Source organism: Candidatus Nitrosocosmicus franklandus (assembly GCF_900696045.1).
GTDB classification, from domain to species: Archaea; Thermoproteota; Nitrososphaeria; order Nitrososphaerales; family Nitrososphaeraceae; genus Nitrosocosmicus; species Nitrosocosmicus franklandus_A.
In genome coordinates, this window is sequence record NZ_LR216287.1 from 2,698,914 (window position 1) to 2,724,474 (window position 25,561).

21 protein-coding genes and 1 pseudogene are annotated in these 25,561 nt (G+C 33.2%); 9 read left to right on the top strand and 13 right to left on the bottom strand.

Annotated features, from left to right (window positions below):
- Positions 1 to 11 precede the first annotated feature (11 nt).
- Positions 12 to 839 (top strand): alpha/beta fold hydrolase, encoded by an 828-nt coding sequence (locus NFRAN_RS12630; protein ID WP_232038026.1) that lies wholly within the window; start codon positions 12 to 14, stop codon positions 837 to 839.
- A gap of 63 nt (positions 840 to 902) precedes the next feature.
- Positions 903 to 1,256, top strand: a complete 354-nt coding sequence (locus NFRAN_RS12635; protein ID WP_134485311.1) for an AbrB/MazE/SpoVT family DNA-binding domain-containing protein — start codon at positions 903 to 905, stop codon at positions 1,254 to 1,256.
- Here the strand turns inward: NFRAN_RS12635 and phaC are convergent.
- From phaC to NFRAN_RS12650, 3 genes are all read right to left on the bottom strand, one after another.
- Positions 1,253 to 2,329: a class III poly(R)-hydroxyalkanoic acid synthase subunit PhaC gene (gene phaC, locus NFRAN_RS12640; RefSeq protein ID WP_134485312.1), complete on the bottom strand. Its 1,077-nt coding sequence runs from the start codon at positions 2,327 to 2,329 to the stop codon at positions 1,253 to 1,255. The genes NFRAN_RS12635 and phaC overlap by 4 nt on opposite strands.
- Positions 2,319 to 2,786, bottom strand: a complete 468-nt coding sequence (locus tag NFRAN_RS12645) for a hypothetical protein (RefSeq protein WP_172602351.1) — start codon at positions 2,784 to 2,786, stop codon at positions 2,319 to 2,321. The genes phaC and NFRAN_RS12645 overlap by 11 nt, the downstream gene beginning before the upstream one ends.
- Before the next feature lie 1,046 nt (positions 2,787 to 3,832).
- Positions 3,833 to 4,126, bottom strand: coding sequence for an ATP-binding cassette domain-containing protein (locus NFRAN_RS12650; protein ID WP_197731193.1), 294 nt, complete (start codon positions 4,124 to 4,126; stop codon positions 3,833 to 3,835).
- Positions 4,127 to 4,754: 628 nt separating this feature from the next.
- Between NFRAN_RS12650 and NFRAN_RS12655 the strand changes: the two genes are divergently transcribed.
- On the top strand, positions 4,755 to 4,976 hold the full coding sequence (locus NFRAN_RS12655) for a hypothetical protein (protein WP_134485314.1): 222 nt from the start codon (positions 4,755 to 4,757) through the stop codon (positions 4,974 to 4,976).
- A 1,661-nt stretch (positions 4,977 to 6,637) separates the two neighbouring features.
- Here the strand turns inward: NFRAN_RS12655 and NFRAN_RS12665 are convergent.
- Entirely contained in the window at positions 6,638 to 8,101 is a 1,464-nt protein-coding gene (locus tag NFRAN_RS12665) for a PKD domain-containing protein (RefSeq protein ID WP_134485315.1), read from the bottom strand.
- A 1,094-nt stretch (positions 8,102 to 9,195) separates the two neighbouring features.
- On the bottom strand, positions 9,196 to 9,399 hold the full coding sequence (locus NFRAN_RS12670; RefSeq protein WP_134485316.1) for a hypothetical protein: 204 nt from the start codon (positions 9,397 to 9,399) through the stop codon (positions 9,196 to 9,198).
- Positions 9,400 to 9,712: 313 nt separating this feature from the next.
- On the opposite strand from NFRAN_RS12670, the gene NFRAN_RS12675 reads away from it, so the two are divergent.
- Positions 9,713 to 10,081, top strand: coding sequence for a hypothetical protein (locus NFRAN_RS12675; protein ID WP_134485317.1), 369 nt, complete (start codon positions 9,713 to 9,715; stop codon positions 10,079 to 10,081).
- Between the two features lie 1,426 nt (positions 10,082 to 11,507).
- Here NFRAN_RS12675 and NFRAN_RS12680 read toward each other — a convergent pair.
- Entirely contained in the window at positions 11,508 to 12,413 is a 906-nt protein-coding gene (locus tag NFRAN_RS12680) for an SDR family oxidoreductase (protein ID WP_134485318.1), read from the bottom strand.
- Positions 12,414 to 14,069: 1,656 nt separating this feature from the next.
- Between NFRAN_RS12680 and NFRAN_RS12685 the strand changes: the two genes are divergently transcribed.
- Together NFRAN_RS12685 and NFRAN_RS12690 are read left to right on the top strand one after the other, a co-directional pair.
- Positions 14,070 to 15,044 (top strand): VOC family protein, encoded by a 975-nt coding sequence (locus NFRAN_RS12685; RefSeq protein WP_134485319.1) that lies wholly within the window; start codon positions 14,070 to 14,072, stop codon positions 15,042 to 15,044.
- Positions 15,045 to 15,760: 716 nt separating this feature from the next.
- Positions 15,761 to 16,075 carry a P-II family nitrogen regulator gene (locus tag NFRAN_RS12690; protein WP_134485320.1) on the top strand — a complete coding sequence of 105 codons (315 nt, stop codon included), beginning with the start codon at positions 15,761 to 15,763 and terminating at the stop codon, positions 16,073 to 16,075.
- Between the two features lie 384 nt (positions 16,076 to 16,459).
- Here the strand turns inward: NFRAN_RS12690 and NFRAN_RS12695 are convergent, their stop codons facing one another.
- From NFRAN_RS12695 to NFRAN_RS12710, 4 genes and pseudogenes are all read right to left on the bottom strand, one after another.
- Positions 16,460 to 16,867, bottom strand: a complete 408-nt coding sequence (locus NFRAN_RS12695; RefSeq protein ID WP_134485321.1) for a cyclophilin-like fold protein — start codon at positions 16,865 to 16,867, stop codon at positions 16,460 to 16,462.
- Positions 16,868 to 17,241: 374 nt separating this feature from the next.
- Positions 17,242 to 17,946: a hypothetical protein gene (locus tag NFRAN_RS12700; protein WP_134485322.1), complete on the bottom strand. Its 705-nt coding sequence runs from the start codon at positions 17,944 to 17,946 to the stop codon at positions 17,242 to 17,244.
- Positions 17,947 to 18,093: 147 nt separating this feature from the next.
- Positions 18,094 to 18,591: a hypothetical protein gene (locus NFRAN_RS12705; RefSeq protein WP_134485323.1), complete on the bottom strand. Its 498-nt coding sequence runs from the start codon at positions 18,589 to 18,591 to the stop codon at positions 18,094 to 18,096.
- A 337-nt stretch (positions 18,592 to 18,928) separates the two neighbouring features.
- A pseudogene (locus NFRAN_RS12710) lies at positions 18,929 to 19,784 on the bottom strand (sulfurtransferase).
- 223 nt (positions 19,785 to 20,007) lie between these two features.
- Between NFRAN_RS12710 and NFRAN_RS14060 the strand changes: the two are divergent.
- Entirely contained in the window at positions 20,008 to 20,319 is a 312-nt protein-coding gene (locus NFRAN_RS14060) for a hypothetical protein (protein ID WP_172602352.1), read from the top strand.
- Between the two features lie 879 nt (positions 20,320 to 21,198).
- Here NFRAN_RS14060 and NFRAN_RS12715 read toward each other — a convergent pair.
- The 3 genes from NFRAN_RS12715 to NFRAN_RS12725 form a co-directional block, all read right to left on the bottom strand.
- Positions 21,199 to 21,429: a hypothetical protein gene (locus tag NFRAN_RS12715; protein ID WP_134485324.1), complete on the bottom strand. Its 231-nt coding sequence runs from the start codon at positions 21,427 to 21,429 to the stop codon at positions 21,199 to 21,201.
- Positions 21,430 to 21,663: 234 nt separating this feature from the next.
- Complete coding sequence (locus NFRAN_RS12720; RefSeq protein ID WP_134485325.1) at positions 21,664 to 21,999, bottom strand: hypothetical protein; 336 nt, start codon at positions 21,997 to 21,999, stop codon at positions 21,664 to 21,666.
- A gap of 1,021 nt (positions 22,000 to 23,020) precedes the next feature.
- Positions 23,021 to 23,200 (bottom strand): hypothetical protein, encoded by a 180-nt coding sequence (locus tag NFRAN_RS12725; protein ID WP_134485326.1) that lies wholly within the window; start codon positions 23,198 to 23,200, stop codon positions 23,021 to 23,023.
- A gap of 939 nt (positions 23,201 to 24,139) precedes the next feature.
- Here NFRAN_RS12725 and NFRAN_RS12730 point away from each other — a divergent pair.
- Positions 24,140 to 24,361 (top strand): hypothetical protein, encoded by a 222-nt coding sequence (locus NFRAN_RS12730; protein ID WP_134485327.1) that lies wholly within the window; start codon positions 24,140 to 24,142, stop codon positions 24,359 to 24,361.
- Positions 24,362 to 24,674: 313 nt separating this feature from the next.
- Positions 24,675 to 25,556, top strand: coding sequence for an ABC transporter ATP-binding protein (locus NFRAN_RS12735; RefSeq protein WP_232038028.1), 882 nt, complete (start codon positions 24,675 to 24,677; stop codon positions 25,554 to 25,556).
- Positions 25,557 to 25,561 lie beyond the last annotated feature (5 nt).

Below are 25,561 nucleotides of genomic sequence, written 5' to 3' on the forward strand. Positions count from 1 at the left end.
TAATCAATAATATGGGCCTAGTATTTAATCAACAGAACTCAGACACAGAAAGAATGGAGTTTATTCAAATACTGGGTTATAATATCAGATGTTTGATAATTGAAAGAAAAGGCCCATGTAAAACAATCGTCCTTTTGCATGGATTGGGTGCATCTATAGAAAGGTGGTCAGAATTGTGGCCATTACTAAAAGATTACAATGTCATAATCCCCGACTTGATCGGATTTGGTTATAGTGACAAACCGTTAATTGAATATACTATAGATTTGTTTGTAAAATTCCTAGAAGAACTCTTTAGTAAATTAGAGATTAGCAACCCCATAATCATTGGTTCTTCGTTTGGTGGTCAATTGGTGTTAGAATATAGCTTAAGACATAAGGATTTTTTTGAAAAGATAATCCTTGTTTCTCCAGCAGGTACCCTGGAAAGACCCACGTATGTTCTTAGCCAGTATATTTTTTCTGGGTTATATCCAACCATTGAGAATGTTCAAAGGGCCTTTCAAATGATGGCTAATAATCCCGATTACAAGGTAGATGAAAACACAGTAAAGGATTACATTAATAGAATGAGACTCCCAAATTCCAAGTATGCCTTAATTTCTACGTTGCTTGCTATGCGAAGGGATCAAAGATTACAAAATAGATTGGTTGAAATCGTAATCCCTACACTTGTTATCTGGGGAAGTGAAGATTCTACCATTCCAGTTGAAAATATAGAGTACTTTAAACAAATACCAATTGTTGAGACACATATTATGGAAGGATGTGGTCATACCCCGTATGTTGAAAAGCCACATGAATTTTATGAAATAATTAAAAAGTTTATCGAATCCTAGATTGCTACAACAAGAATCTAATTTACAATATTATAATAATGACCTATAATTATCTATTTTATTATGAGTAATGAAAATAATGGTGAAAGTACCAACAACAGCAATAATAGTGCTAGTAGCAGTATTGATATTAAGAAGGCAATTGAAAAGACTACAGAATTTCAACAGGATATGATGAGACAGTTTTCGAATTTTCAATTTAATGCTTTCCAGAATTTGTTCTCATCTCTTCAAGGGTTTACTAACTATAATGCAATGTTCAAGACCAATGTGCAAAGTGGAGGTAGAATTTCAATTCCGGAGGCAGAAAGACAGGCATTAGGTATTGAAGAAGGTGATTTGGTTCAGGTTATAATAATTCCTTTGGCCAGTAGAAAACAAAAATCAGGAAATAAGAATAATTCTTCCCAATCTTAATGGATTTTTATCCAATTACCCACTTTAGGCAAAACTACATTTTGTGAGTATCCACTGGCAATAAGCCCGACATGACCTGTAGAAAATCTCATTAGATTTGTATCTGTGCTTGATACTAGGTTATTTAACGGGATACTGCACTCAGGCGAAACCAAATGATCCTGGTCTGCTACCAGATTCAATAAGGGGACTTTAATTTTAGACAAATTAATCCTACTACTTCCTACAACCAGTTTGTTTTTAGCAAATAAATTTTTCTGATAAATATCCTTAATCCATTGTCGAAAAGTCTCACCCGCAATTGGAGGGGTATCGTAGAGCCATTTTTCTACTCTCAGAAAGTTTTGAATAAAATTCTCATCCTTCAAGTTTTGAAACAAGTTTATGTACTTACTTACTCCTTGTTTGAATGGTTTTAAAGCGGCGTAGCAGCTGTATAATAGTTCATATGGAAAATTTTCATATTGAGAGAGCACTTTATCGATATCCATATGCTTGGCCATATTCTTAATAACTGTAGTATCCTTTTCTGTATCAACAACAGGGGCTATAGTTATCAGATTCTTTACGTTTTTTTGGTGTAATGTAGTATATATTAAGGACATTGTAGCACCCATACAATAGCCTTGAAGTGAAACCTTGTCTATGTGTTCTATATTCTTGATTAGTTCAACACATTCATAGATAAATAAATTAACATAATCATCTATCGTTGTGAATTTGTCAAATTTTCCAGGGGATTTCCAATCAAGCAAATAAACATTAATGCCTTGGTCCAATAGATTCTTTACCCAGCTCTTGTTTGGCTGAAGGTCGAGGATATATGATTTGTTTATTAGTGCATATACTATAAGTAAAGGGTACTTGTAGGCCCGCTCTTTAGTTGATTTATAATGCAGTAATCTATACAAATTAGTCTCTTTTATGACTTCATATTCTGTGGTTCCCGTATCTACTCTTTCAATGTCCGAAAGAAGTCGCTTCATTTCGGTGATTTTCTTGAAATTTTCCGGTTCGTTTATAAATTTTATACACTCGTTAAAGTAGTAATCAAAAATAGTCTTATTCATCATTTTTCTCGTTCAGTTTATTTCTTATCTCAAGCGATAGCTTCTTTATCTCATATAAATTGTTGAATAATAAATCCTTTTCTTCCTTTGATAATGATTGTCTACCTACAAATGGCATTGAAGCATCGAAAAATTTTTGATAACTCTTGTTAAGGTCAATTATGATATTGATCAGATTATTGTAATTGATAGAAAATTCGTCAGATTCAAACATGGAAGAGAATACTTCCTCAAAGGAATCTATTATGTGCTTTCTAACTTCATCTGAGTCTTTGTCTTGTAGTCCTTCAGAAACCTTATCTAGGGCTAGAAAATACGAATTTATCATTTGTGTCAGGTATTTGTTTAGAACAATCTGATAGTTTATCAAAATATTTCCATATTCTCTCATATTGTTTATGTTTAGTTGTGGATCGTTTAACAAAGAGACAAATGGACCCATAGCCGAAATTTTATTCAATTCTGATAGCTGTTTATAAAAATTTTCAAAGAGATTAACAAATTTATCATTCACAAAGCGTTTTGTATTTGATTCTCCATTTTCTATATTAGAGGTCTTACCGTTTTCTAGCAGCTATGATTTCACCTCTTTATTATACCCATGCTCCTCGCAATTTATAAGATTGACTTTGTTCCTTATACTTTTAATAAATGAATCTTAAAATATTAACTTTCGGAAAAGAATATATCGATGATCGAGAATCTGACTAATTGTGTGAAATACCCGTTCTGCATGTATATACAACACACTATATCGCAATGAGTAGTCCTGTTCTAGTCAATAACATGAACACCCACACTCTTTTCACTCAGGACATTTCAAATTGACCTAGGAATAACAATTTTTCAGCTATTGAAGTAGAAAATCGACCCTAACTGCCTTTTATATATGATTTTCACTATATCTATTTGTGATTCTTTCCTAAATAACAATTTATATAGTTGACACTTGGGCTACAAATTTTTAATTAATTACCCATATAATATATGAATAAGTAAATTCGCTTATAAAGGATTAATAATGTAATCGGGTCATATCCGCCAAAAGAATCTATATACTGGCTTTGTAACATCAGAATAGATCTTCTTTAACCTAGCAAAGATCGGTTTTGTATCAATTTATGTTTATCTGATTTGTTTATATGGGTTTTTTTGACAAACAAACAATCAACAAATTTCCGCCTTCCTTCTTCTTTCCTTTCTTTTGTAGACAAAATCCATATGACGAAGGATAGAAGTTGCTACCTTTTTATGCTTCTCTTAGTGCTGTAGTTGTTGCTGTTTATGTTGTTATAATAGGTCTTATTTTTAGTCCTTGTATTGTGTAGTGAAAATAAAAATACAGATAAATCAGCAGTATTAGTAGCAGCAATACTACTGGTTAGAGTCATCAGACAAGCCTAGCCATGTATATCCTTTGGCTTCAAGTTCTTCTGAAAGCTCTTTTCCTGCTGATTTTATTATCTTTCCTTTTGACATGGCATCCATGTACCTTGTCAAGTTTCTTTAGATATCGTAAAATCCTGGCATAGTGGGTAATAGTATGACTCCTGCACCTGTTTCAATTAACTTGTTTATTGCTTGAGCCACAGCTTTAACAGCGTCTATATCAAGTCCAGAGTCTGGTTCATCTAGGATTGCCAGATTAGGCTTTAACACAAGTATCTGCATTACTTCTGACCTCTTTTTTTCTCCACCAGAAAAGCCTTCATTTAGGTATCTGCTAAGAAAGCTTGGGTCCAATCCAACATTGTCCAGGTTTCGCTTTAAGTATTCATGAAATTCCTTTACGGTTGTCAAGTGTACAATTGTACAAAATCAGATTTTAACATCATATTCACATCTTTTTAGCAATGTGGACTCTTATTATGGGTGTCCGATCTAAAAGTCCTGTGGTAAATTTGAAACTTTGTTAGCTAAAGCGGTCTCGTAGTAAAGCTATAGAGATATCTATCAGGGACACAGTAATAATCAAACAAACCAACCAAACAAACCCGTTGCGCTTATTAGAGGTATATGTATACGCCATCCAATCTGATGCGACAATGGTTCAATATCTCAGACATTTTGGACAGTTTTAAGACTTGTTGAAATATCCGGTGAGGATTTTGAGGTAGGAGATAACACTTTGTATGCAAGAATCTCAATAGACAAAGAATGATTCATGAAATCTCTGCTTAACTATCTCGCTTAACAGAAGTTAAGAGTATTTCAAAGAAAAATCTCAACTAACAGTTTACGCAACCTACCTAAACCTATCAAATTATTCTGCGATATGAATGATATTTTGCTCAACTAGCATCTGACAAAAAAAAGGGTTGCATTCAGGAAAAAGGTCGGCTAACGACAGAACGCCAACCATCGAAGAAATTCACAAGCTGCTTGAATTTACAGCCATTTGTATCAAACCAATTGTTTTGTTTTAGCGATGATCTCTAGTGGAATTTGTTTGGGTGCATGGCAATATTTAAAAGGTAAATACGCAATACCCATCCAAAATCAAATAAATGTCAATGCAGCCAAACTTATAGTCTATGCTGACGAATACGAACAGGATTTCACTTTCATTTTATCAGAAGCCTCTAATGCATTAAGGAACTGGATGGATTTTAGACAATCATGCGGTGAGGGTGTGAGTGGAGAATCTTGACTAATGAGAGATATCTGGAGAACAATATCTATTCCATAAGGTATGAAAAAAGAGCTTGCAAAATATACCATAAAATTTCAATTGTATCATAAACCACGATTCTAGAATTATTATCATAACATCTCGATTTTATGATATAATGCGGAAAATACTGCCGCTGGAAGGATAATCCCGCCCTATATTTGCATGCTAAATAATTGATAAATAGTATTCAAAGATACTAATATACTCCTGCCAAAGAAGAAACACCATTACTGTAGAACCCTAGATGTGGAGATAATCTAAAGTAGGCTGTTTATGCTATAAGCATCTATGGGCCAGACCAAGATTGCTACCATTTGCTTTCTAGGTTGGATCCGTTAATACAATTTGTAAGCTCCAATCTGATGATGAGATGCAAAAGCGCTAGGGGTTGTGAGACGACGCTTGACGCCTATTTCGATACCTCAGATTATCTCCCCATCCTATAAATTTAGTATGGCTTACAGAATAATTCATCTATTTATTAACTTTCATTAAGGAGAATTGTAGAAAAATATAAAATAAATTTTAGATATTTATATCAACAAAGTAAATCAGCATCCGCAATGACTTTGGTAGGATCCTAAGTTTATCAATCAAGCAGTAGATTGCAAAGCAAGGAAAGCCTCTTAATCTTCCAAATTGCATCTCATTGTTATTGTTGAAATAATGTAACATTTTATGGATTTCATTAATCTGGTAGTATCATAAACTACCTCCATTTTAACCGTAGAACCCGATTTTTAGAAAGCTATTGAGATTCTTTATAATAGCGGTAAATTTTTTCAAAGATAATATCCTCCTTCACCAAGAAAAATTCTCGTAAAGGTATTATACTTGCCGAGCTCATAGTTTTGGTTATTGTCGATGTCAATCTATTACTTGGAATTTGAGATTGGTATAGTGCATATCGTGAGATAGGGATAAGAGGAAGTTATGTAACTAGATCAAATCTAGAAAATAACAACAAAACTGGCCACCTATTTAATAGTGGTCCCCTTTCAGTTTTGCTGCTCAACTAGGAATTTGTGTTAATTTATCTTTAATCTAATATCATGGAAATAATCTTATCGAATCCCGAACAATTTTATAAGGAATGAATATTCAAAATTTTCCAAGGGTCCGTAGCTCAGCATGGATAGAGCGCCTGCCTTCTAACTGAAATGTTCAGAAAGAGAGCCGGAAGTCGAGGGATCGAAGCCCTTCGGGCCCGCTTTGATATGTCCATAAATTGAACCATTTTGTAAGCAGTTTATAATACAATGGCAACAGTGACAATGGGAGAAAATAATTTTAACTTTATCGAGTGGAGTTTGCAAATGATCACATATTTGACAAATATTTGGTAATGAATGCAGACCAGTTCTTTCAGGTTCTAAATGCGACAAGCTTCCCTTCAACCAAAAGGTATTATTTTCGCGGACTAACTATCTTTTCAAATCTATCAAGAATCCCAAGACAATTAAAGAAACTTAATTATGTCTTTAAGAATATAGTATATGAGCAACAGTTGGATTGATAAAATCGTAAACTCGATAAAATTTTTGGTAGGAAAAATCGATCTTATAAAATGACCGATAATACCACCCCTTTCTTACGACATTGAACCATTATCAGAACTAAAAAACATTTGGTGTAACCTAGGAGATTGCTTGGCTATCCTGCTCTAATGATTGTCCTTGCAGAATGGGTGAATCAGAATAGGTTCCTCTTAAAGCTCCTGACTGTCCTCCTAGAACACTGTCTCTAGAATTATCCTGTACCTGTAGGTTTATGTTGTTACCTGAGCCCAAGATTCCATCGAATGGGAGAGGTGGTGGATTAGGGTGAATATTAGCAGGGTCAACAGTTATAGTAACGCTGTCAGGTAGGCTTTCTACTCCTAATTCGTTTGTAACGACTAGTTCAAAGACTATGACCTGTTGGGCTTGTACTTTTGGCGCTGTGAATGTTGGGTTTACTGAGGTATCATCATCCAAAGTCACGGAAGGCCCTGCTGTCTGGGTCCACTGATATGTCAAAGGTAAGTTGGAAGAATCAGAACTACCGGAGCCATCTAGCTGTACCAAAGATCCCGAAGCCACTGTCTGATCAGTTCCTGCATCGGCTGTTGGTGGTGGAATTGGGGTTACTGTTATAACAAAAACTGAACCTGAGAAAATGTCTGTCACATACATATCTCCGTTGTCCGAATTATATGCGACCCCTATTGGTCGACCTCCAACATCTACGGTCTCAATCACCGTATTGGTGTCTCCGTCTATGACGGAAACTGTACCTGAGTCAGAGTTTGCCACATACATGTTACCATTGTCCGGGTTGTATGCAATTCCTTCCGGAGAATCTCCAACAGCGATAGTAGCTACCTCCGTATTGGTGTTTCCGTCTATGACTGAAACTATACCGGAGCTCCGAGCTACCACATACATGTTACCATTGTCCGGGTTGTATGCAACATATATGAGACCAAATCCTCCAAGAGTGATGGTCTCAATCACCGTATTGGTGTCTCCGTCTATGACGGAAACTGTATTTGAACCACCGTGTAACACATACATGTTACCATAATCCGGGTTGTATGCGACTCCTACTGGTCCACTTCCAATATCTATGGTCTCAATCACCGTATTGGTGTCTCCGTCTATGACGGAAACTGTATTTGAACCAGTGTTTGCCACATACATGTTACCATTGTCCGGGTTGTATGCGAGCAATTGAGGGAAATCTCCAAGAGTGATGGTCTCAATCACCGTATTGGTGTCTCCGTCTATGACGGAAACTGTATTTGAATTGCCATTTGCCACATACATGTTACCATTATCCGGGTTGTATGCGACTCCTACTGGTCGACTTCCAATATCTATGGTCTCAATCACCGTATTGGTGTCTCCGTCTATGACGGAAACTGTGTCTAAAAGAAAGTTTGTCACATACATGTTACCATTATCCGGGTTGTATGCGACTCCTACTGGTTGACCTCCAATAGGGATAATATCCACCACTTCATCTGCAAACACTTCCAGATTTTTGGACGAAGAGATAGCAATTGAAAAGAAAATATAAAACAATATTACAAATGAGATCGATTTTTGAGTTGTTTTCAATACTTTTGAAAATAGCGGAGATTTAATATTTAGTAATGATGACAGATTATCCTATCATACTCATCTATATTTGATTTTAGTCAAACAGTTAGGTGAATTCCGTATGAAAGTTTTGTACAAAAAGAAGATACACAAAGAAAGATAATTGAACGAAAGTAAGTTCCCTGTGATATTTTAACTGCACCTATCGATATAACACAAGCAAAAAAAGTCATATCCCCAAAGCGATTGGTAGTATAGCTAGTACCATAAAAGTCCAATTAATGTATCGCAAGATTACCGTTGCCAAGAATATGACAAAACTTTAAGGTGGCCCAATTACTATTACTATTTTAGTATAAAAATCCGTAGGCAAGTTTTTATCGATGTCATTATCCTCGTTGCTATATCGTTGTCGTCAAGACAAGAACAACAATTAACAAATACGACCCTACAGATCCCTGCAGATTCTTCCATGAAAGGAATCTTATCCCCTTGAGTATGTGTAACGGATCATTATAATTTAATAAAACATTTGTTAGAGAAGTAGGAATAGTCAATACACTAAAGCCTCATTCGTCATTTTGTTTAGTATACTCATTTTTCAATGCGCAGACCAACTTTTCCTGTATAGAAATGGGTAGATACTGATTCATTAGTTAAGAGTAATTTTTAACCAAAAAAAGGCTGAAAGCACATGGCGAAAAACATTAATTAGATAATTACTGTATCCATTCGGTTAATCGGGTCAAACATATGAAAAAGATTTAATAGCTTTTGACCATAAGTATAAGTATCGCAGTTATGAGGCTGCGAGCTACTTCGTTCATGCAAATATAGATTAGGAATGTACCTGGGAAGATCTGTTTGCGGATAGATGATTTCTCTCCTAATCTATATGACTTATTCTCTGACATCATTATTATCGAAGCTAGCAAATATTACTTCGCCAATAAAAGAGTCAATTTTCCTTATCTTATATTCAAATATTCAACTACTCTGGAATATTATCAAATAGATTAAGCCTATAACAGCAATGAATTGTTACAACGAAGATAGGTTATGATAATAATAAGAAAACCCTCTCAATAAAAAATAAAAAGTGTTGTTTAAATTTAGTTTGCGGCCATTGTTGCGTTATCTGTCATATCAGTGGAATTGTCCATGGTCATGGTCATGTTACCATGGTCCATTGGCATTGTTGAATTGTCCATGGTCATGGTCATATTATCTTGTGCTAGAGCTGGAGTAACTGTTGCACCAAACATTGATGCTGCAGCAACTACGGTTAAAACTACGAAAAGATTTAATTTGTTCATGTAGCTCTAGGTAGATTTTTCTAGTATAAATATCTTTTACAAATAATCATAAAATATCTAGTCAAATTTCTTATAAATTTGCTTTTATGTTGTTGTTCCATTGATTTTCAAGCAAATATATCTAATATCTTCTAAATACCAATAATATAAGTAAATGCATGCATAGGAATCTATCAGTATCAAGTAATCCTTGTTTCTATATTTCTTGTATTATTTACACTTTCTGAATAATACCCTTTGAAATTATTCACTAGCCGAATATATCACTCTGTCCATCGTCAAAAAGGATAGTTGGATAAGTCAGCGAGATAACTTGAACATTACTATAAAACTAGAACCAGTTGTTCCCGTCATGGATGTAATTACGAAAATTTCGTTTGATGTAAGATATCTTAATGGTTCCAAACCTTTTGAAGACCTGAATGCCCGTATAACAATTACAGATCATGAGGGACGATTGTATAAATTTAAAGATAAAACAATACCTGTCAATAATAGAAAATTTTCAATTATTTACATCTTTCCTGATGATGGAGAACACAGAATAATTTTGCAATTGTATAAGAATACCACTCCATTTACCGCTAGCACTTTTGATCTAGTAATTCCTCACTCCGTTGAACCATCGACTGAAGATAATTTACTTTCTCCACTAACAGACGTTTTCGACTCTTTTCTTTAGATTCAAATTCGATGAATTAACAAACAGACCTCTTTTATAACAAGTATTTTACAAGAAGAATTCATATTAAGGATTCATAGACAACCTTTAGGATACCAGGGTCATAAAATAATGATTTTATAAAGAAAACAAGTAGAAGAAAGTCGAAAGGGATAAAGAGAATAAATTAGCGAACTTTTTGATAATACGGATTTGTCAAAAAGTAATAAACCAAATAAAGGTAAAACAATCATTTTGAGACGTAGAAAATACTAAAAAGTACGTCAAAACCTGGTTTGAAATTGAGACACTAAATAAATCAATCAAATCTAAACGCTTTTGTCTCACACCATAGGAACGAATTCTAATTGTTATTACTGCTTCAAAGAACCAATATTTTGCTGGATTCAGTATTAGGGGCAAAAAGTCGTTTGACTACAGATGATCAACATAGATTACTATTAACGCATTGGCACCGAAAAGGGAATCTAAGAGGGATTGCAGTTAATCCGACTAAAGAGATAAGAAAGAGGCAGAATTGTAATTTTAAAACATTTTTGGAAAGAGTATGAGTAACAGGCAGGCCAGAACATTGAAATTAAATTCCGTCCTTTTAAGGTAGCAGAAACTAATAAGCATATGAACTGAAATTATGGTTTTCCATTATTATTACATAAATCAAAAATGTTGTATTTAATACGTTAAAAGTCATTAATCTAATATCCAATCTACCAATTGTGGTTGCCATAGATGCATTGTATTTAAAAAAGCTATCGAAATTAATATAAGCTATATATAATCTATATATATAAGGAGGTAGGGCATACATTAGTTTCAGCCATATAACAACAAGAAGCTTTTTGAATGTCCTACCCTTCCCCCAAAGATAGAACAGATCTAGAATTATTGCATTTAAGGATACCGGTTTAAATTTCTATTCGTTTTTTAGATACCGCCTTTTCAACTAGTTAACAAAATTTCTTATATAACCCCGTCAGGGTTTGAGAGCAAGGTCGCCAATCGCATTAGTGAAGTCTGCACAATTGTCCTAATTATAGACTATTTTGCAAATGAAAATGAAACATAGAGAACGAATTATAACAATTTGTCAAATTTAGCAGTTGTATGTGATAAAGCCTGGAATAGGATTAAAAGCACGTTACGCATAATTGTAACGATAAACTCATCAATTTTAGTAGTTCTATAGTGAAGTTAGAGAATCACATAAGCATTTTTCTCATAACAAGAATTACGACAAAAGCCCTCACCATTTTCATGGTAGATTGACGACCATTAGTTACTTCTAATACTTAAAGGGCTGATCAAATAATATTCTATTTTATGAGCCAATATCGTAATTGTTCTATTCAAATTTGTTTTCTAATCCTTTCATTATTAACCAATAGAGCACTTTAAGATGACAAGTTGTACCTTATAATAATAAACCTTATCCCAACAAATCCCTCCTTAGCATTGTATGAAAAGCATCATCTCCTAATTCCCTTTTCAATTTAGAATATTTCTGAGAATCACTTCCAATTGTGACTCTTATAATCGGACTAGAGTTTGCCTTGTTAGATGTTTTCTTTATTGCCTGTAAAATTTCGCTTGCCACAAGCTGTGGATGAGGTGCATTACTCATGGCTGAATAATAATATTTTAGAAATTTTCCGATCGTATCATGATAATTGGAAATCGATGAGGGCTCGTTTTCTTTATTCTGAACAAATTGTCCCTTTTTATTTATACCATATAAATCAGGAACAACTAGATCTTCAACGAAACTGGTGTTTATTACACCAGGTTCGACAATTATTATTCTTACCCCGAATGGTTCCAATTCATATGACAGAGATTCACTCAACCCTTCAACTGCAAATTTCGTACTTGCGTACACCGATTCTGCGGGCACGCCTATTAACCCAGCCAATGATGTGACATTGACAATTAATCCCTCTCTTCTGTCCCTCATTATGGGAAGGGCACTTTTTGCAACCCTTATTACGCCAAATACATTTGTTTCAAACTGGTTTCTTATAGAATCCATATCAAAATCTTCTAAAGCACCGAACAAACCGTACCCCGCATTATTGACCAGTACATCAATTCGACCTGTTTCGCTTATTATCTTGTCCATTGTTTCTTTTACAGATGTATCACAATTGACATCCATCTCCATAGTTTTTATTAGAATATTTTCTCGTACTGAGATTGCTTCGATTTTTTTAGATTTTCGTATATCCCTAATTGTCGCATACGTATGGTACCCGTTTCGTGCAAGTGCCAGTGATGTTTCAAATCCTATACCCGATGAGCTACCTGTTACAACCGCCACTTTATCATTAATAGCCATTGATTAACTCATGAAATAGCAAACCGAAATTAGATATATCTTTATTCTCGCTTTTTTTCAACCAACCGTATCGTTCTGTGAATTGAGTCACAAGGCGTCATAATAGGGAATGAAATTTGATGTAATATCATATTAGACTAAATATAGTACTTAGTAAAGAATTATACTTGTCCCAGAAAATCAGTTTTGATCGGTATCTTTCAAAGTATGTTCTTTTGTCAGAATTAAAATACGCAAATAAACTCAAATTCTAACAGTATGAGGGTCGATAATAAAATGATATTTTAGTCGGAATGTAATGGAACCTTGATCCATCTAAATACCAACTCAACAATATCTTTAACTGTAGACGACCATTACAAAGGTAAGAAGCATCTAGTGTCAGACCGATAGTATAATGGTCGAAGATTGAAAACAATCCCCTATTTCGATGTGGCATACCCTTAATCAAAAAAGTATATTGCGAAATTAACAATAACAAAGTAACTTGATATTATTTTTCTTCCCTAATGGCAAAAGTTATACTTTTGAATTACCTCTTAGATATGCATACAATCTGCTCACTATAATAAAGGACTCGTTTAATTAAAAGGAAGTACTATTCTAATTGTGATTTGTGATTCAATTTCCGATTTAAAAACAAAGAAAAAGTTTAATACAACTTGGAGTTATCATAAGGTACACAACCTATCCGTCTAAATACATACGCCGTGGCGTGGGTTGGCGAAGGGTAATAGTAAGCATCCAACTAGTTCCATAGTGTGACCAATTTGCCGACTCACTCCTTCTCATTACAAAACTTGATCGTTCTTCAATACTTGTTCTATGTAGACCCGTAATATGTGCTACCCTAAAAAGATTGAATCATCCTCTTAAATTAACAGGTTAATTCTGACGGCGATTTGCCTTCAAATCTTTTTCTCGACTATCACCACTACTCAATACCCTGAACATTCTGAAAATACATCCATATTCTTGTCTTTAGTAAACAGACTTTTCTTTAACCTTATTTACTAATTAACGTACTTTAGAGTATCTTTGTTTACATTTTCTGATTTGGTTATGTGTAAAATATTTTAGACTCTTCGTATCCTATCTTGGATCATAGCAATGACATTTCAAATAAAAGACAAGACTTGATTGCCTTACATGATTTTCTATGCATTGGTTAATTCATTTTGCTTTGTGTCTACAACAAAGGAGATATCAAGTATCGCAAATTTACCTAATGCGGTTTGCGTATATCCTGTTTACATACAGGGTCTTTAAAATCCTTGAAATCTAACCGAGATACAAATTTTTTGTATCAAAATAACCGATCATTAATCTTTTGGATAGGGTAAATTCTATCCTTGAATAAACCAGGATACTTGACATCCATCAGCAATCTTTTTCCTACTCCTTCTCTTTGTTAACATGGAAGAATGTATTGCAATAGATAAGCCTGCACTTTTGGTATTGCGTTTGATAAAGGTATCTCAAATTCAACTATTCCAGACATCATTACTCAACCCTTTCCTAGAGCGCTAGATTCATCAATGTAGGATGGAATTCATGCAATTGCACTTTAGATTACTAGCCTATCAATTATCCACTTGAAATAACATATCGGATAAGCCAGATAAATATGTCTGATTTTTGAGTTAAATATATCCTATGCTTAATCTATATGTGAGCAATGATACTCCACGTGACTTTATGACACACCAATCTCTGAGAGTAGATCATATTCATCTGAAAGTGTCTAATTTACAAGAGGCAGTCGAGTTCTACAAATCCATCCTCGGGTTTGCCGTTATTGAAATCGATTCAGGCAGAAATATTGCTTTTTTAGGGGTTGCCGAACCGACTTCAGAAAACATGTCAGCACTACTGGTATTAGATCAAGTAAAGACAGATACTAGTACTACTACCGTCACTGCTAACACAAAAAGGGGAGAAGCGGGGCTTTACCATTTTGCCATATTGTTACCTGAACGAAGGCACTTAGCGTCATTTCTTCGTCATATTCAGGATAACCTTGATTCAAAGTATTACGAAGGGATGGCTGATCATGCAGTTTCAGAAGCGATATATCTCCATGATCCAGACTACAACGGCATTGAAGTTTATAGAGACAGAGATCCATCTGAATGGAAATGGAATAACGAACATAAGGTACACATGGTAATAGAACCATTGAATGTAGACAATCTTTTGGGCCAGCATGAAAACGAAATATGGAGTGGCCTTCCAGCATTTACTACTATCGGTCATGTCCATCTTCATGTTAGAAACCTGCAGAAAGCAGAGAAATTCTATCATCAGTTATTGGGACTTGACCATACAGCAACTTATCCAGGAGCATACTTCTTTGCTGCAGATAATTATCATCACCATATTGCAACAAACACTTGGTTAGGGACAAACATTTTGAAAAGTAGTTCCGATGATCATAGTAAGCCAGGACTTGACCATTACGCATTACGATTTTTAGTTAATAGTGAAAATGATCGAAAAAAACTAATGAATCATATACTTGAGAATGGGATAGGTTTTAACGAAAATATATACGATTCGCAGAAGAAACATAATTCTCCATTTTATGTATATGATCCGGATGGAATTAAAATAGAATTATTATTTGTTTAGTTTACATATAAAATTGATGGAATTGAGTCTTTTAATATTACTCAATCGTCTCTTGATACCAAATGTTGTAAATAATTAGACTTCCCTTCCCCTTGCGCTCTGACACAATATTCAAGCTTATTAGTGAATATCCTTAAAATTTCCATGTTTGTCAGGTATTTTATTATATTCCATAATAGAGAATTGATTAGATAATTTTTCATGATTCTCGTTATAGTAAAACTGCTGGACCAAAATAGTAGGTACTCATGACACATATTACATTTTTCTGATCAAATCCTCCTCTACCCGGCATCCGATCTATGATTAGACAGAAACCTTTTGATCATGAGTTATTAAGTCTAATTGAAGATATACCTGAAGAATCCTTGTTCCTTTAGTAATATGCTATAGAAATTTGCATTAAAATGAATAATAGTGGGAAAATAGCACAAATTTTAGGACTTGTACCAAGTTCAAATTTTAGCATAACACGTAAAATTTTGACTTTGTTTCTACATCGATAATTTTTGGCATTTTAGTAGTCAAGATATTATTTTTGTTTCGAGCCTATCGATTAAATCACAAGTATTACTATTAATGGTTTAGTTTTCAGAGGTATTTAAGATACTATCATTTCTTAAACTAAAGGATTAAGTAGTCCAATGTAAGTGTATTCACTGAATTAAATGCGTCATCCATTCACCCTTATATAAAATCATGACCAAAATCAATCAATGAAAGGATTAATTATTTATGTTAAGGAAAGCAGTTTTAATGCTGCAAAACAAATCTTAATTGATAAGCAGGTTGAAGGTATTACTTATTTTGACATTATGGGACAAGGTCATCTCGATAGAGAGGCCACTGAAAGAATAGTACAAGGATATAAAACAGGAGAAAAATACACCCCAGAATTTGCTCGTCGAACTCGAATTGAAACCATTGTCGATGACGATAAGGCAAATTCCATAATAGAAGCTTTGAAGGCAGAAGGGGACATACATGGAAAAGTATTTACTTTTGATGTAACAGAATCCCATGAATTGTAGCTCTGTTGTCTAAATAGAGAAATAGTATTTTGATTTGGACAGATTATCTTACTATTTCGACTCTCTTAGTCTAGCTTTAACACTAGTACGATCCTTGTTAAATTGAGGATACTCTAATAAAACAATAGTAATTATTAACCAGACATACGGATAGAAATGGTTAGAACAGAATTTGATAGATCCCGTTGTCATTCGACGCTATTGACTGAAACCTTATTTGTAATAGGAACCTCTTATCGCAAGTTTGTTTATTTTTATGATAACAATCATTTATAGAGGATTAGACTTGTTTATTAGAACAAATCAAATCAATATCGTTACCTTAAATATATCACTACAGGGGTTTCATGTCAGATTGAATACTGTTTTTAAAAATAAAATTAATTATAAAACCCTACCTATATGCACCTTTGCTTTGGTTTCGACATGATTCAAAATCTCATTTTTTAGTGTCGGTTCCAAAATTTTACCTACTATATTAACAGGCGAATATGCGAGTATTTTCCCATCCTTGCTAATAGGTGTGGGACCGAAGAATAGACACAAAGCTTTACCTTCAGGCCAAAACCCAACATCGAGTTCATTTACTTCGATTCTTGAGTTTTCTTCCTCATCAAAACTTACGTCTATTGGATCTGAATATAGTTCATCTCCCCATCTGTTCATTTGGACTTTGATTGGCAAACGATCTAATATAGCTTGAAAAGTCTTTGGAGAAAGCGAGCTATCCAATTCGAGCATGATGCTCTTGTCTTTAGCTTCGTCAAACACAAGAGAAACGACACTCTTCATTTACTAAATGAAATCTACCTAAACTTGTATTCAAACTTATTTCTATCCTTTACTTAAAAGATAATTATTGATATTTGAAAATCTTGCTTTTTAAACTTCCTAACAAATTTTCATAGAATTGATTATTCCATTAGTTTTGGATATACATTTGACATTTAAAGTATGTAGAGATAAATAAAATAGAAAAAATTCGAACAAGGTAAATTTAATAATTTTTTCGTAACAAGATATAAACGATTTGACAAATTAATTGGCAATAAAACATTATTAAGCCTATTGATAGGATTAATTTCTTGTGTTGATAGTAGAAACTTACCAGTTCAACATTTTGAGCAAACTATAATAATATTTACTGTTAGGTGAGAAAACCGCCTTCATTTGTACTTTAGAGTCTCATATCCTACAATTCGTTTTCGTTCCAACCTTTCGGATCCAAATAAGTAACGTTGGTATTTTATGCTTTTTAGTACGTATTCAGTTGAACGTAAACTATCGTCATTATATAAGGTGATCCCTTCGATCTCTGCTGTGTACTTGGCAGTTGTAAAATTTCGGCTGGCGTCGTTAATGTCTACTAAATTACTATGTATAGAAGAATATCTAAGACAACCTGGTTTGTAAAGTAGCCGCTCGTTGTGTCTTTCTATAACATTATGAGGTTTTTCAAATTGTCGATCGTACATCTTGACAGCGTATACCTCAGGAGATGATGATTTACCAAGACATTCATTTTTAAAAAATATGGCTTCTAGATTACTACGGAATAACGGGTAATCAATTTTCACATATTCATCAGAATCCAAAACCAATAGAAAATCTAGTCCGTACGAATTAGCTAACTCTAAATATTTATTTCGCTTTTCGATTTCAGTCAGATTGGGAAAACAATAGTATCTAGCATTGGAATAAGATTCGACTACTTCTTTGGAACCGTCTCTACTTACGTCATAACATTCTTCAAACTCTTTAAATCGGCCATCAATTGCAATTATCAAATCAACGTGTGACGCAATTGAATTCAAACATCGTTGGAGCCCTTTCGCATCATCGAAAAAGATTATTCCTACCCCCACTCTCATAATAGATATATTGATTAATACATCTAATATTAATAACGAATTGTAAAAGAAAGCGAACTTCACCAGTTTGTAATTATGAATGAATCTGCCTTACTTGGTACTGCACCTTCTTGTTATGCACTATTTAATCCATGCAAGAAAACGTTATTATCTTGATTTAAATAGACGAACCGTTCGTACACTCAAGTTTATTACGATTAAAAAAATTACCCAAGCAGACAAGGATGCAATCATGGAAGCTAAGTAGGGTTCGAATATTTGGTTATTCAGCAACTCGAAATGAATTACAACTTTTGAAACAGAAAATACAATCTCAGAAATGGCAAATGCTGCAATCAATTTCTTTATGTCAGATTTTATTACATTGATATTCTTTTTACCTGTTCTGCGATCAATATACCTATGTTTGTTATCAAAATAAAATAAAAAACCAAAAATAGGTAAATAAATAAGATACTCAAAGGCTAACGTAACGACAGAGTTTGAGAAACTATTGGTGTCAAAATATGAATAAAACTGAGTAAAAAGCGCTCCACCAATGAAGGCGAAAACTCCAGAAATTATCAAGGTCTTATTGAAAAGTATATAGTCTTTGTATTTTTCGAAATATTTTTTGATAGGCAACAGATTCTTTCCTAAAATCATATAAAAGATGCACATTCAACTTAATAAATTTAAGTATCTGGGTTTGATTTTGTAACCCTTCGTTAATAATAATAAATTATCGCACTAAATAGAATTGAAAATTCTGACAAACTAATACCGAAGTGTCAATTTGCACAGGATCCAAACAAATATTGTCACAATTCCTCATCACGTATCTAACAATGAATATGTACTCAAGAATAGTAACCGTCAAATACTGTGATAACAAGGTAACAAGTTAAAACAATAATTCATTCTTGATCCATAATAAGTATAAAAGAGGTTATTTACAAATCGAAAAGATTTGTTTTGTTTTGCGGTACTTTAATTCTTAGTTCTACTTTTCGATCGGGTTACCTATGATATTCCCCCATTCGGTCCAGGATCCATCATAGTTTTTTACATCAGGATATCCAAGTCAAAACAAACCAAGAAGGTGACGACCGTTCTCCGATTCTACAGTATGTAATTACCTCATCTTTACGCAGTATATTCTTTGACTCATAAAGCCGCAAAAGCTCCTCAGCAGATTTGAAGGTGCCATCTTCATTTAAAACTTGAGCCCAAGGGATATTGTGAGCTCCGGGGATGTGACCGGCTCTTTGTGCGTGTTCGGTAGGATATTCCGGAGGTGAAGCTATAACTCCATTAAATTCTGGCGGACTTCCAACGTCAACCAACCTAATCTGAAATTTTCTCCTGCTGACTAGAGCATTTTGTATGTCAGATAAATATACCCGGATTTTTTCATTTGGCTTAAATGACTCTGATATTTTAAATTCCCCCCTAGATACTTTTACAATTTCTTTCTCAAGAGGCCTATCTTCATCCAACAATTTCCTTCTGCCGCCATTAATCAATCTTACATTGGGATAATTGTAGTACTTGAAAACCCAAAAAGCAAATGCAGCAAACCAATTATTAAAATCGCCGTAAAGAATCAAGTCAGTGTCGTCATTATTAACTCCCAGTCTTCTCAACAAGTCGACGTATTTTTCAATTGACAGAATGTCCCGACGTAAAGGATCGTTAATATCTTTTCTCCAATCTAATAAGACTGAATCAGAAATATGACCTAGATAATAATAACCCGCAGAATCATAATCTACCTCAACAATCCGAATTTTCTTATCGTTTATATGTTCTTCAACCCATCGGGTGTCGACCAATACCTCTGGATGAGAATATTCTATTTTTGTTGTTTGTGCCATTGTATATAGATAATTTACTTTGCAAGATTTGACTAATTTGGTTCGTGTAAGATAGTACAAATACGTGTGAATTTAACATATGTGTGTATCTTCTTTAAAAAGTGCTATTAGCGTAAATTAATTTACATTAGCTTATTATTCATGAATCAAAGGGAATTTGCGTCATTCGATCCCGATAAATCACATTTTGTGTATAAATTATTCAATGTCGAAAACAAAAAACCTCTTAAATCAAGAGTTAGATGACCAGATACAAACCACAAAGAATACCTCTATTCTTGAACTTGAAGTCATGAATGGAGAACAAAATACTAAATTTAAAATAAATAAGGAAAATTGGAAAATCAATAACTTTGTGGTGTGTAACAGATGTTTTAGTTTTAATCCGTATGAAAATTTCAACTTTTCGTCACCGTACGCGAGTAAGATCTGCTCTGAATGTGGTAATAATAGGGTACGATATGTAAGTACTGCAAGCAGTAAACTATTCGATTACGTTTGTAGGAATATTTATTAAAATATTATTACAATGTCCATGTTATTCGTAGGTTTGGGTGAAACCAAACAAGATAAGAAAAATTGAGGATACCATTGAATAAGAATTGTATTCGCCCTTTAACATATGTTTTCATTATTTGTTCAGACATTCTTAATTCGACCATCAAATTTATTATGATTTAAATAATTATGTTCCAAATAACTCAATCGGATGAAAGAACAGAGGCTTAATTTCCGCCGCTTTACTCCGGTTTTCAGCATCGTAATATATCGACTTAAAAATAAAATATTTTTCAGTTTGATTATTTGAGGAAGATGGCAGTTAACCCTGGATCTAACATATCTCATTTAACTGGTAGCTAATTCAAATCATAAATTACTTATATTTGGTAATTATAAAATTTCTTTTTGAAATAAGACGAATCTATAATCATTGTAGGATTAATATTCAAAGAATAAAACTAAATTTAATTAAGCAGAATTATGAATTATATACCTATCATAAAGTTATGTTAATTTGATACGGTATTCTACTAGTTTTTTTAAAAATAGATATAAAGAGAAAACTAAATTACAGACTAGGTGGAATTTTGAAAAAATATTCCAAATGTTCCTAATCTGTAATTGCATGAACATTTATACATTCACAGTCGTAGAGCTGCGAGATCTATTTTTAGATTAGAAATAATAATATTCTTTTTATGCATGAAAAACTTTCTGTGTATGTGATATTTTCGCATATGAATTTTTGAAATTGCTTGATAAGGGAGAGAGAGAACAAATAATACATATTATTATTATAATTTATAGACCCTGTAATGTTATTCTAAATCGGTTCTTGACATTAAAAGTAATTTGATATTATGAATAAAAAATTTTATAGTATAGTTTCGAAAAATTACTGATTTGTCTGTAATGTAGAATTTCCTTCGGTCCAGTTTCCGGTATGATTAGAGCTTGTTGAATTCAGATAAGAAGTATTATTTTCGTTAAGACCAAGATGTATGTCATTACTAATCGATTCGTTTTGCGAAAATGCCATATTCGTATTACTGATAACTACTACTCCGACGAGAAGAGTCACTGCGATTCCAACAAAAAGACTATTTTGAAATATTTTGTTATTCATCAATTCTTATCGAATCTGCTAGTTATTTTATTCCTTTTATCTATGCAAATTAAAAAGAGTAGGTGTAAAACCTACATATTTATTTCTAGTTCGCTTACTTGTCATGCAGTAATTAAGGACGGAGAAATTTAATAAAATGATGATCACAAGATGGATAGATAGATAAAAATCGAGTTTGAAATCCCTTATATGGGATAATATCTACTTTCACATTTTAAACAGATTGACTCTTGCTTACACCTGTTTTAACTTTTGCAGTTCACTTAAATAGTTGCCATATCTCTTTGAGAATCCTTTCTCATCGATGTCAAAATGAATATCAATATTATTTGGTTCCGAAATGATGGCAAACTGGGTTAAGAGTTTTCTAAACTCTGGGTCATATTTTAAATTATTATATTCGTTTAGTATTAATGACAATAGTAGCACCAACCTTCTTCTTAGTCCTAATATAAGAAACGCATGGATTAGATATATTCTAGCATCAAAAGAATCACTATTTAATGCAGACAGGTAAAATTCAAACAAAAGATTCTTTAAAGGTAATCCAGAGCCATCTTTTAGCAGCAATCTGTACCTCCTGGGACTCTACAAATTCTTCAATTCTTGCATCTTTTAGGAGCTTGTTGAACAACTTAACTATTTCCCGGAGACTAATAGTTTCTTTTCCCATTTCTAAAACACCAAGCCTTACAGCAATTCGATCTCTATCCTCTAAATAAAATTGTGTCTACATCAGTGTTCGCTTGAAGTTTACTAATACCGTCCGCAGTTGTTTCAATTGGAATAAATTCAATCAACTTCTCTAGTTCCTTAAAGATTCCATATGATAAATGGAACTACATCTAGGTCTATTACAAGTTAATATTTAATACCATTATGATATATGTAGAAATAATATAATATGCGCAAATTATTTCTACTGTAAAATATACCTGAGAAAAGTATCATGGGCTTATACTTTTGAAAATGTTAGAATTTCTAACGAATTCTAGATGTTAGATATTTAATTCTCTCCCCTATGAGTTAAATATTAATAATCGGAAAAAAACAGAAATGAAATTTTTTTATCTTTTTATAATCATATTTGACATGTCGTCTCGAATCGTACCTTTTTCTCATTTTCTTTCTCGATTATATTTGGATAAAAAATATCCAGTTTATTCGGTCAGCCTATAATAATGTCATGATCTAACTCAATGTTAACATTGATATTTTTTAATGATTTGGAAGGTACAAACACAATTTCCAAGATATAAATAGAAAAAAGGAGAGAGAATCAGGTGGTGTATTGTGTTAATGTTATCATTCCATTTAATAATTCACCCCTAAAAAAAATTGGATGTAGTCAAATTGGATAAAGGGCTTGATAACCTTTAATGTTACTCCCCATACTAATGAAACTCAATATTAGTAAATGAAATAATAGGAATGAAATTTTCATTTCATATAAAGCCACAGCTTACTGTTGTTAATCAGTCCAAAGTATCGATTCATTTACTTTGGGCCGTACTAGTAACCTTATTTGTTTCAAATATTTGTCTAAAAATAATAGATCTTTTACTTACCCAGAAATCACTTTCCAATGTAGCTAACAATATCCATAAATGTGGGCAAAATCCTCTTCGGATCTTGTATATTTTCTGACTCTTGAAGATGGATTAGCACCCACAATAACATCAATTTGACTTTCGTGTTTTAGATTACGATTGGAAATTGATTTACTACCCTGGGTAGTTGAATAGAATCCGGTAACTTTGTTGAATTTCATAAAGAGATCTTGTATTTAGCAATATTTCTTTCATATGTAATGTGTAATTATCGCCATTTGTGAGCAGGTTTTGCACTTAAATATATCCAAGAGAAGAAATCATGTTTTTTCTCAGGGAAAAATGGGCTGAGCAGGTTGTTTTTTTAGTTACCTATTAAGTTTCTTACCGCAGATGACTTGTAAAATAATATGATGAATATAAGTAACCAGGTGTGATGTGTTTGCAATCTATATCAAGAAGATTAGTAACGAAATGGATGCTCCAAAGAAAAGTGTGATGTCCAAATTAGTGCACTGGATTATAGAAAGGAATAATTGATGACTACCTTATAAAATAATCAAATTTTGTTCACATTACTTTGATTTGACATGTCTTCTATTCTTTTGCACAGAATTAAAATATAAATTTGAGTACAATAATGCGCTTACTTAAATCAAATATTGTATGTTGAAGTAACATTCTTATAGTGGGTGCCAATATTGACACTATTTAAGAAACAATTCCCACCTACTTGTTGTACTGGTTTGAAAAGTTTTAATGTAAAGTAGGTTTGAACGTATCCATATTCCTACCTACTTTTACCAAAGAGGATAATTAAATGCGAATAATTCTCATATGATATGTAGTCTTTGCACATAGAACTTTGCTTTTATTGTATTCTTTGTCATGATAAGAATATATGATCTTTCTAATGAATGAACTGACGGATTTTAGAAACGAAAAAGAAAAAGAATATGATTTTACAAACCACTTAACTTTCAAATATACATTGGAATGTAACATATGCCTTTGGAAGAGTTCATTCTACGAAGTATCAGGAAGCATTTATTTGGACAGTCAAAAAGTGTCCTGTCCTCTTTGTCACAACAGACAAATTATATGGCAAAAAACCCAGGTTAAGAATACCCCTTAAAGAAAGATCCAACGGTTGAATAATTTTGTGGACAGTTGAATCACTATTGCTTACCCTTGTTGATTCAAAATATTCAGTTGGAGGTCCTAAATCCCTGATATACTCAAAGTCAGTAAAGGGCGTCTCCTCCTTGTATAATGGAACATCAAATGCCATCACATTCTGTCAAGCAGAAGCCAAAGTATTTTCGGATTTTAAAAAGCGTTTATTTAGAAGGATATTTTTTACCGAGTTACCTGACTTTTAATATGGGTTCATGCCATGAGAAATTTATGTGTATTGGAATACTATAGAAATTAGATGAATCATTATTATAAATTTGTTTTATGAGCATATGCTCAACAATTTCATAGAGAGAGCTTGGTTACCCAAATTGTAAATATATAGTAAGATGTGGCAATTAATTCTATTTAATATATGCAAATTTTCAAAAGCCAATCTAACAAAAAAGTTAATAGTTATGGATGCATAAAATTCTAGATATCTGCAATTTATGCATATTTTTACTAATCCTGCATAAAGAAATTAAAATATATATTTTTGTAGACAAAAACTATGCATTGTCTAAATTATCAACCACGTTTCAGACTAATGATAAACCGATTCTAAAGTTAGAGAACATATACAAAGAATACCATGAGAAGAAGAATCAAATCCATTCTTATAAACACGTTGTAATTAACAAACTTAATCTCCATATTCGAGAAGGAGAGTTTGTTACTATCGTTGGTCCTTCAGGTTGTGGAAAAAGTACATTACTCAATTTGGTTGCAGGATTGGATCCGATATTTGACGGCAAGATACATGTTGATGAAATACCTATAAACAGATCACCTGATACTGACCGTGTTGTAGTATTTCAAGAAGGGGCCTTGTTCCCATGGTTGACCGTTTATGAAAACATCGAATTTGGATTAAAGATTGCAAGAGTACCAAGGAATAAAAGAAAAGAAAAGGTGCTCAAACTTATAGAAATGGTTCAGTTATTAAACTTCACCAATGCTTACATTCATCAATTATCTGGAGGTATGAAACAGAGGGTGGCAATAGCCAGAGCATTAGCACTAGACCCAAAAATATTGTTGATGGATGAACCATTCGCAGCCTTAGATGTCCAAACTAGAAAAATACTCTATAACCACCTTTTAAGGATTCACGAAGAGACCAAAAAAACGATCCTCTTTGTTACACACAATATCCATGAAGCTGTCACTCTTGGAGATAGAGTAATAATAATGTCTCCAAAATTAGCCAATATAAAAAAGCAAATTATTGTGAATATCCCCAGACCCAGAAGCATTGATCATCCTCTTGTAGAATCAATAACTAGAGAAGTAATTTCCGAATCAAATGATTTATTTGCAATTGATAATAAGATTGCCGGAGGCGACCCCGATAATGAAATTATAGCCAACGGGGATATGACTTCGCTAGTTAGATAGTATCA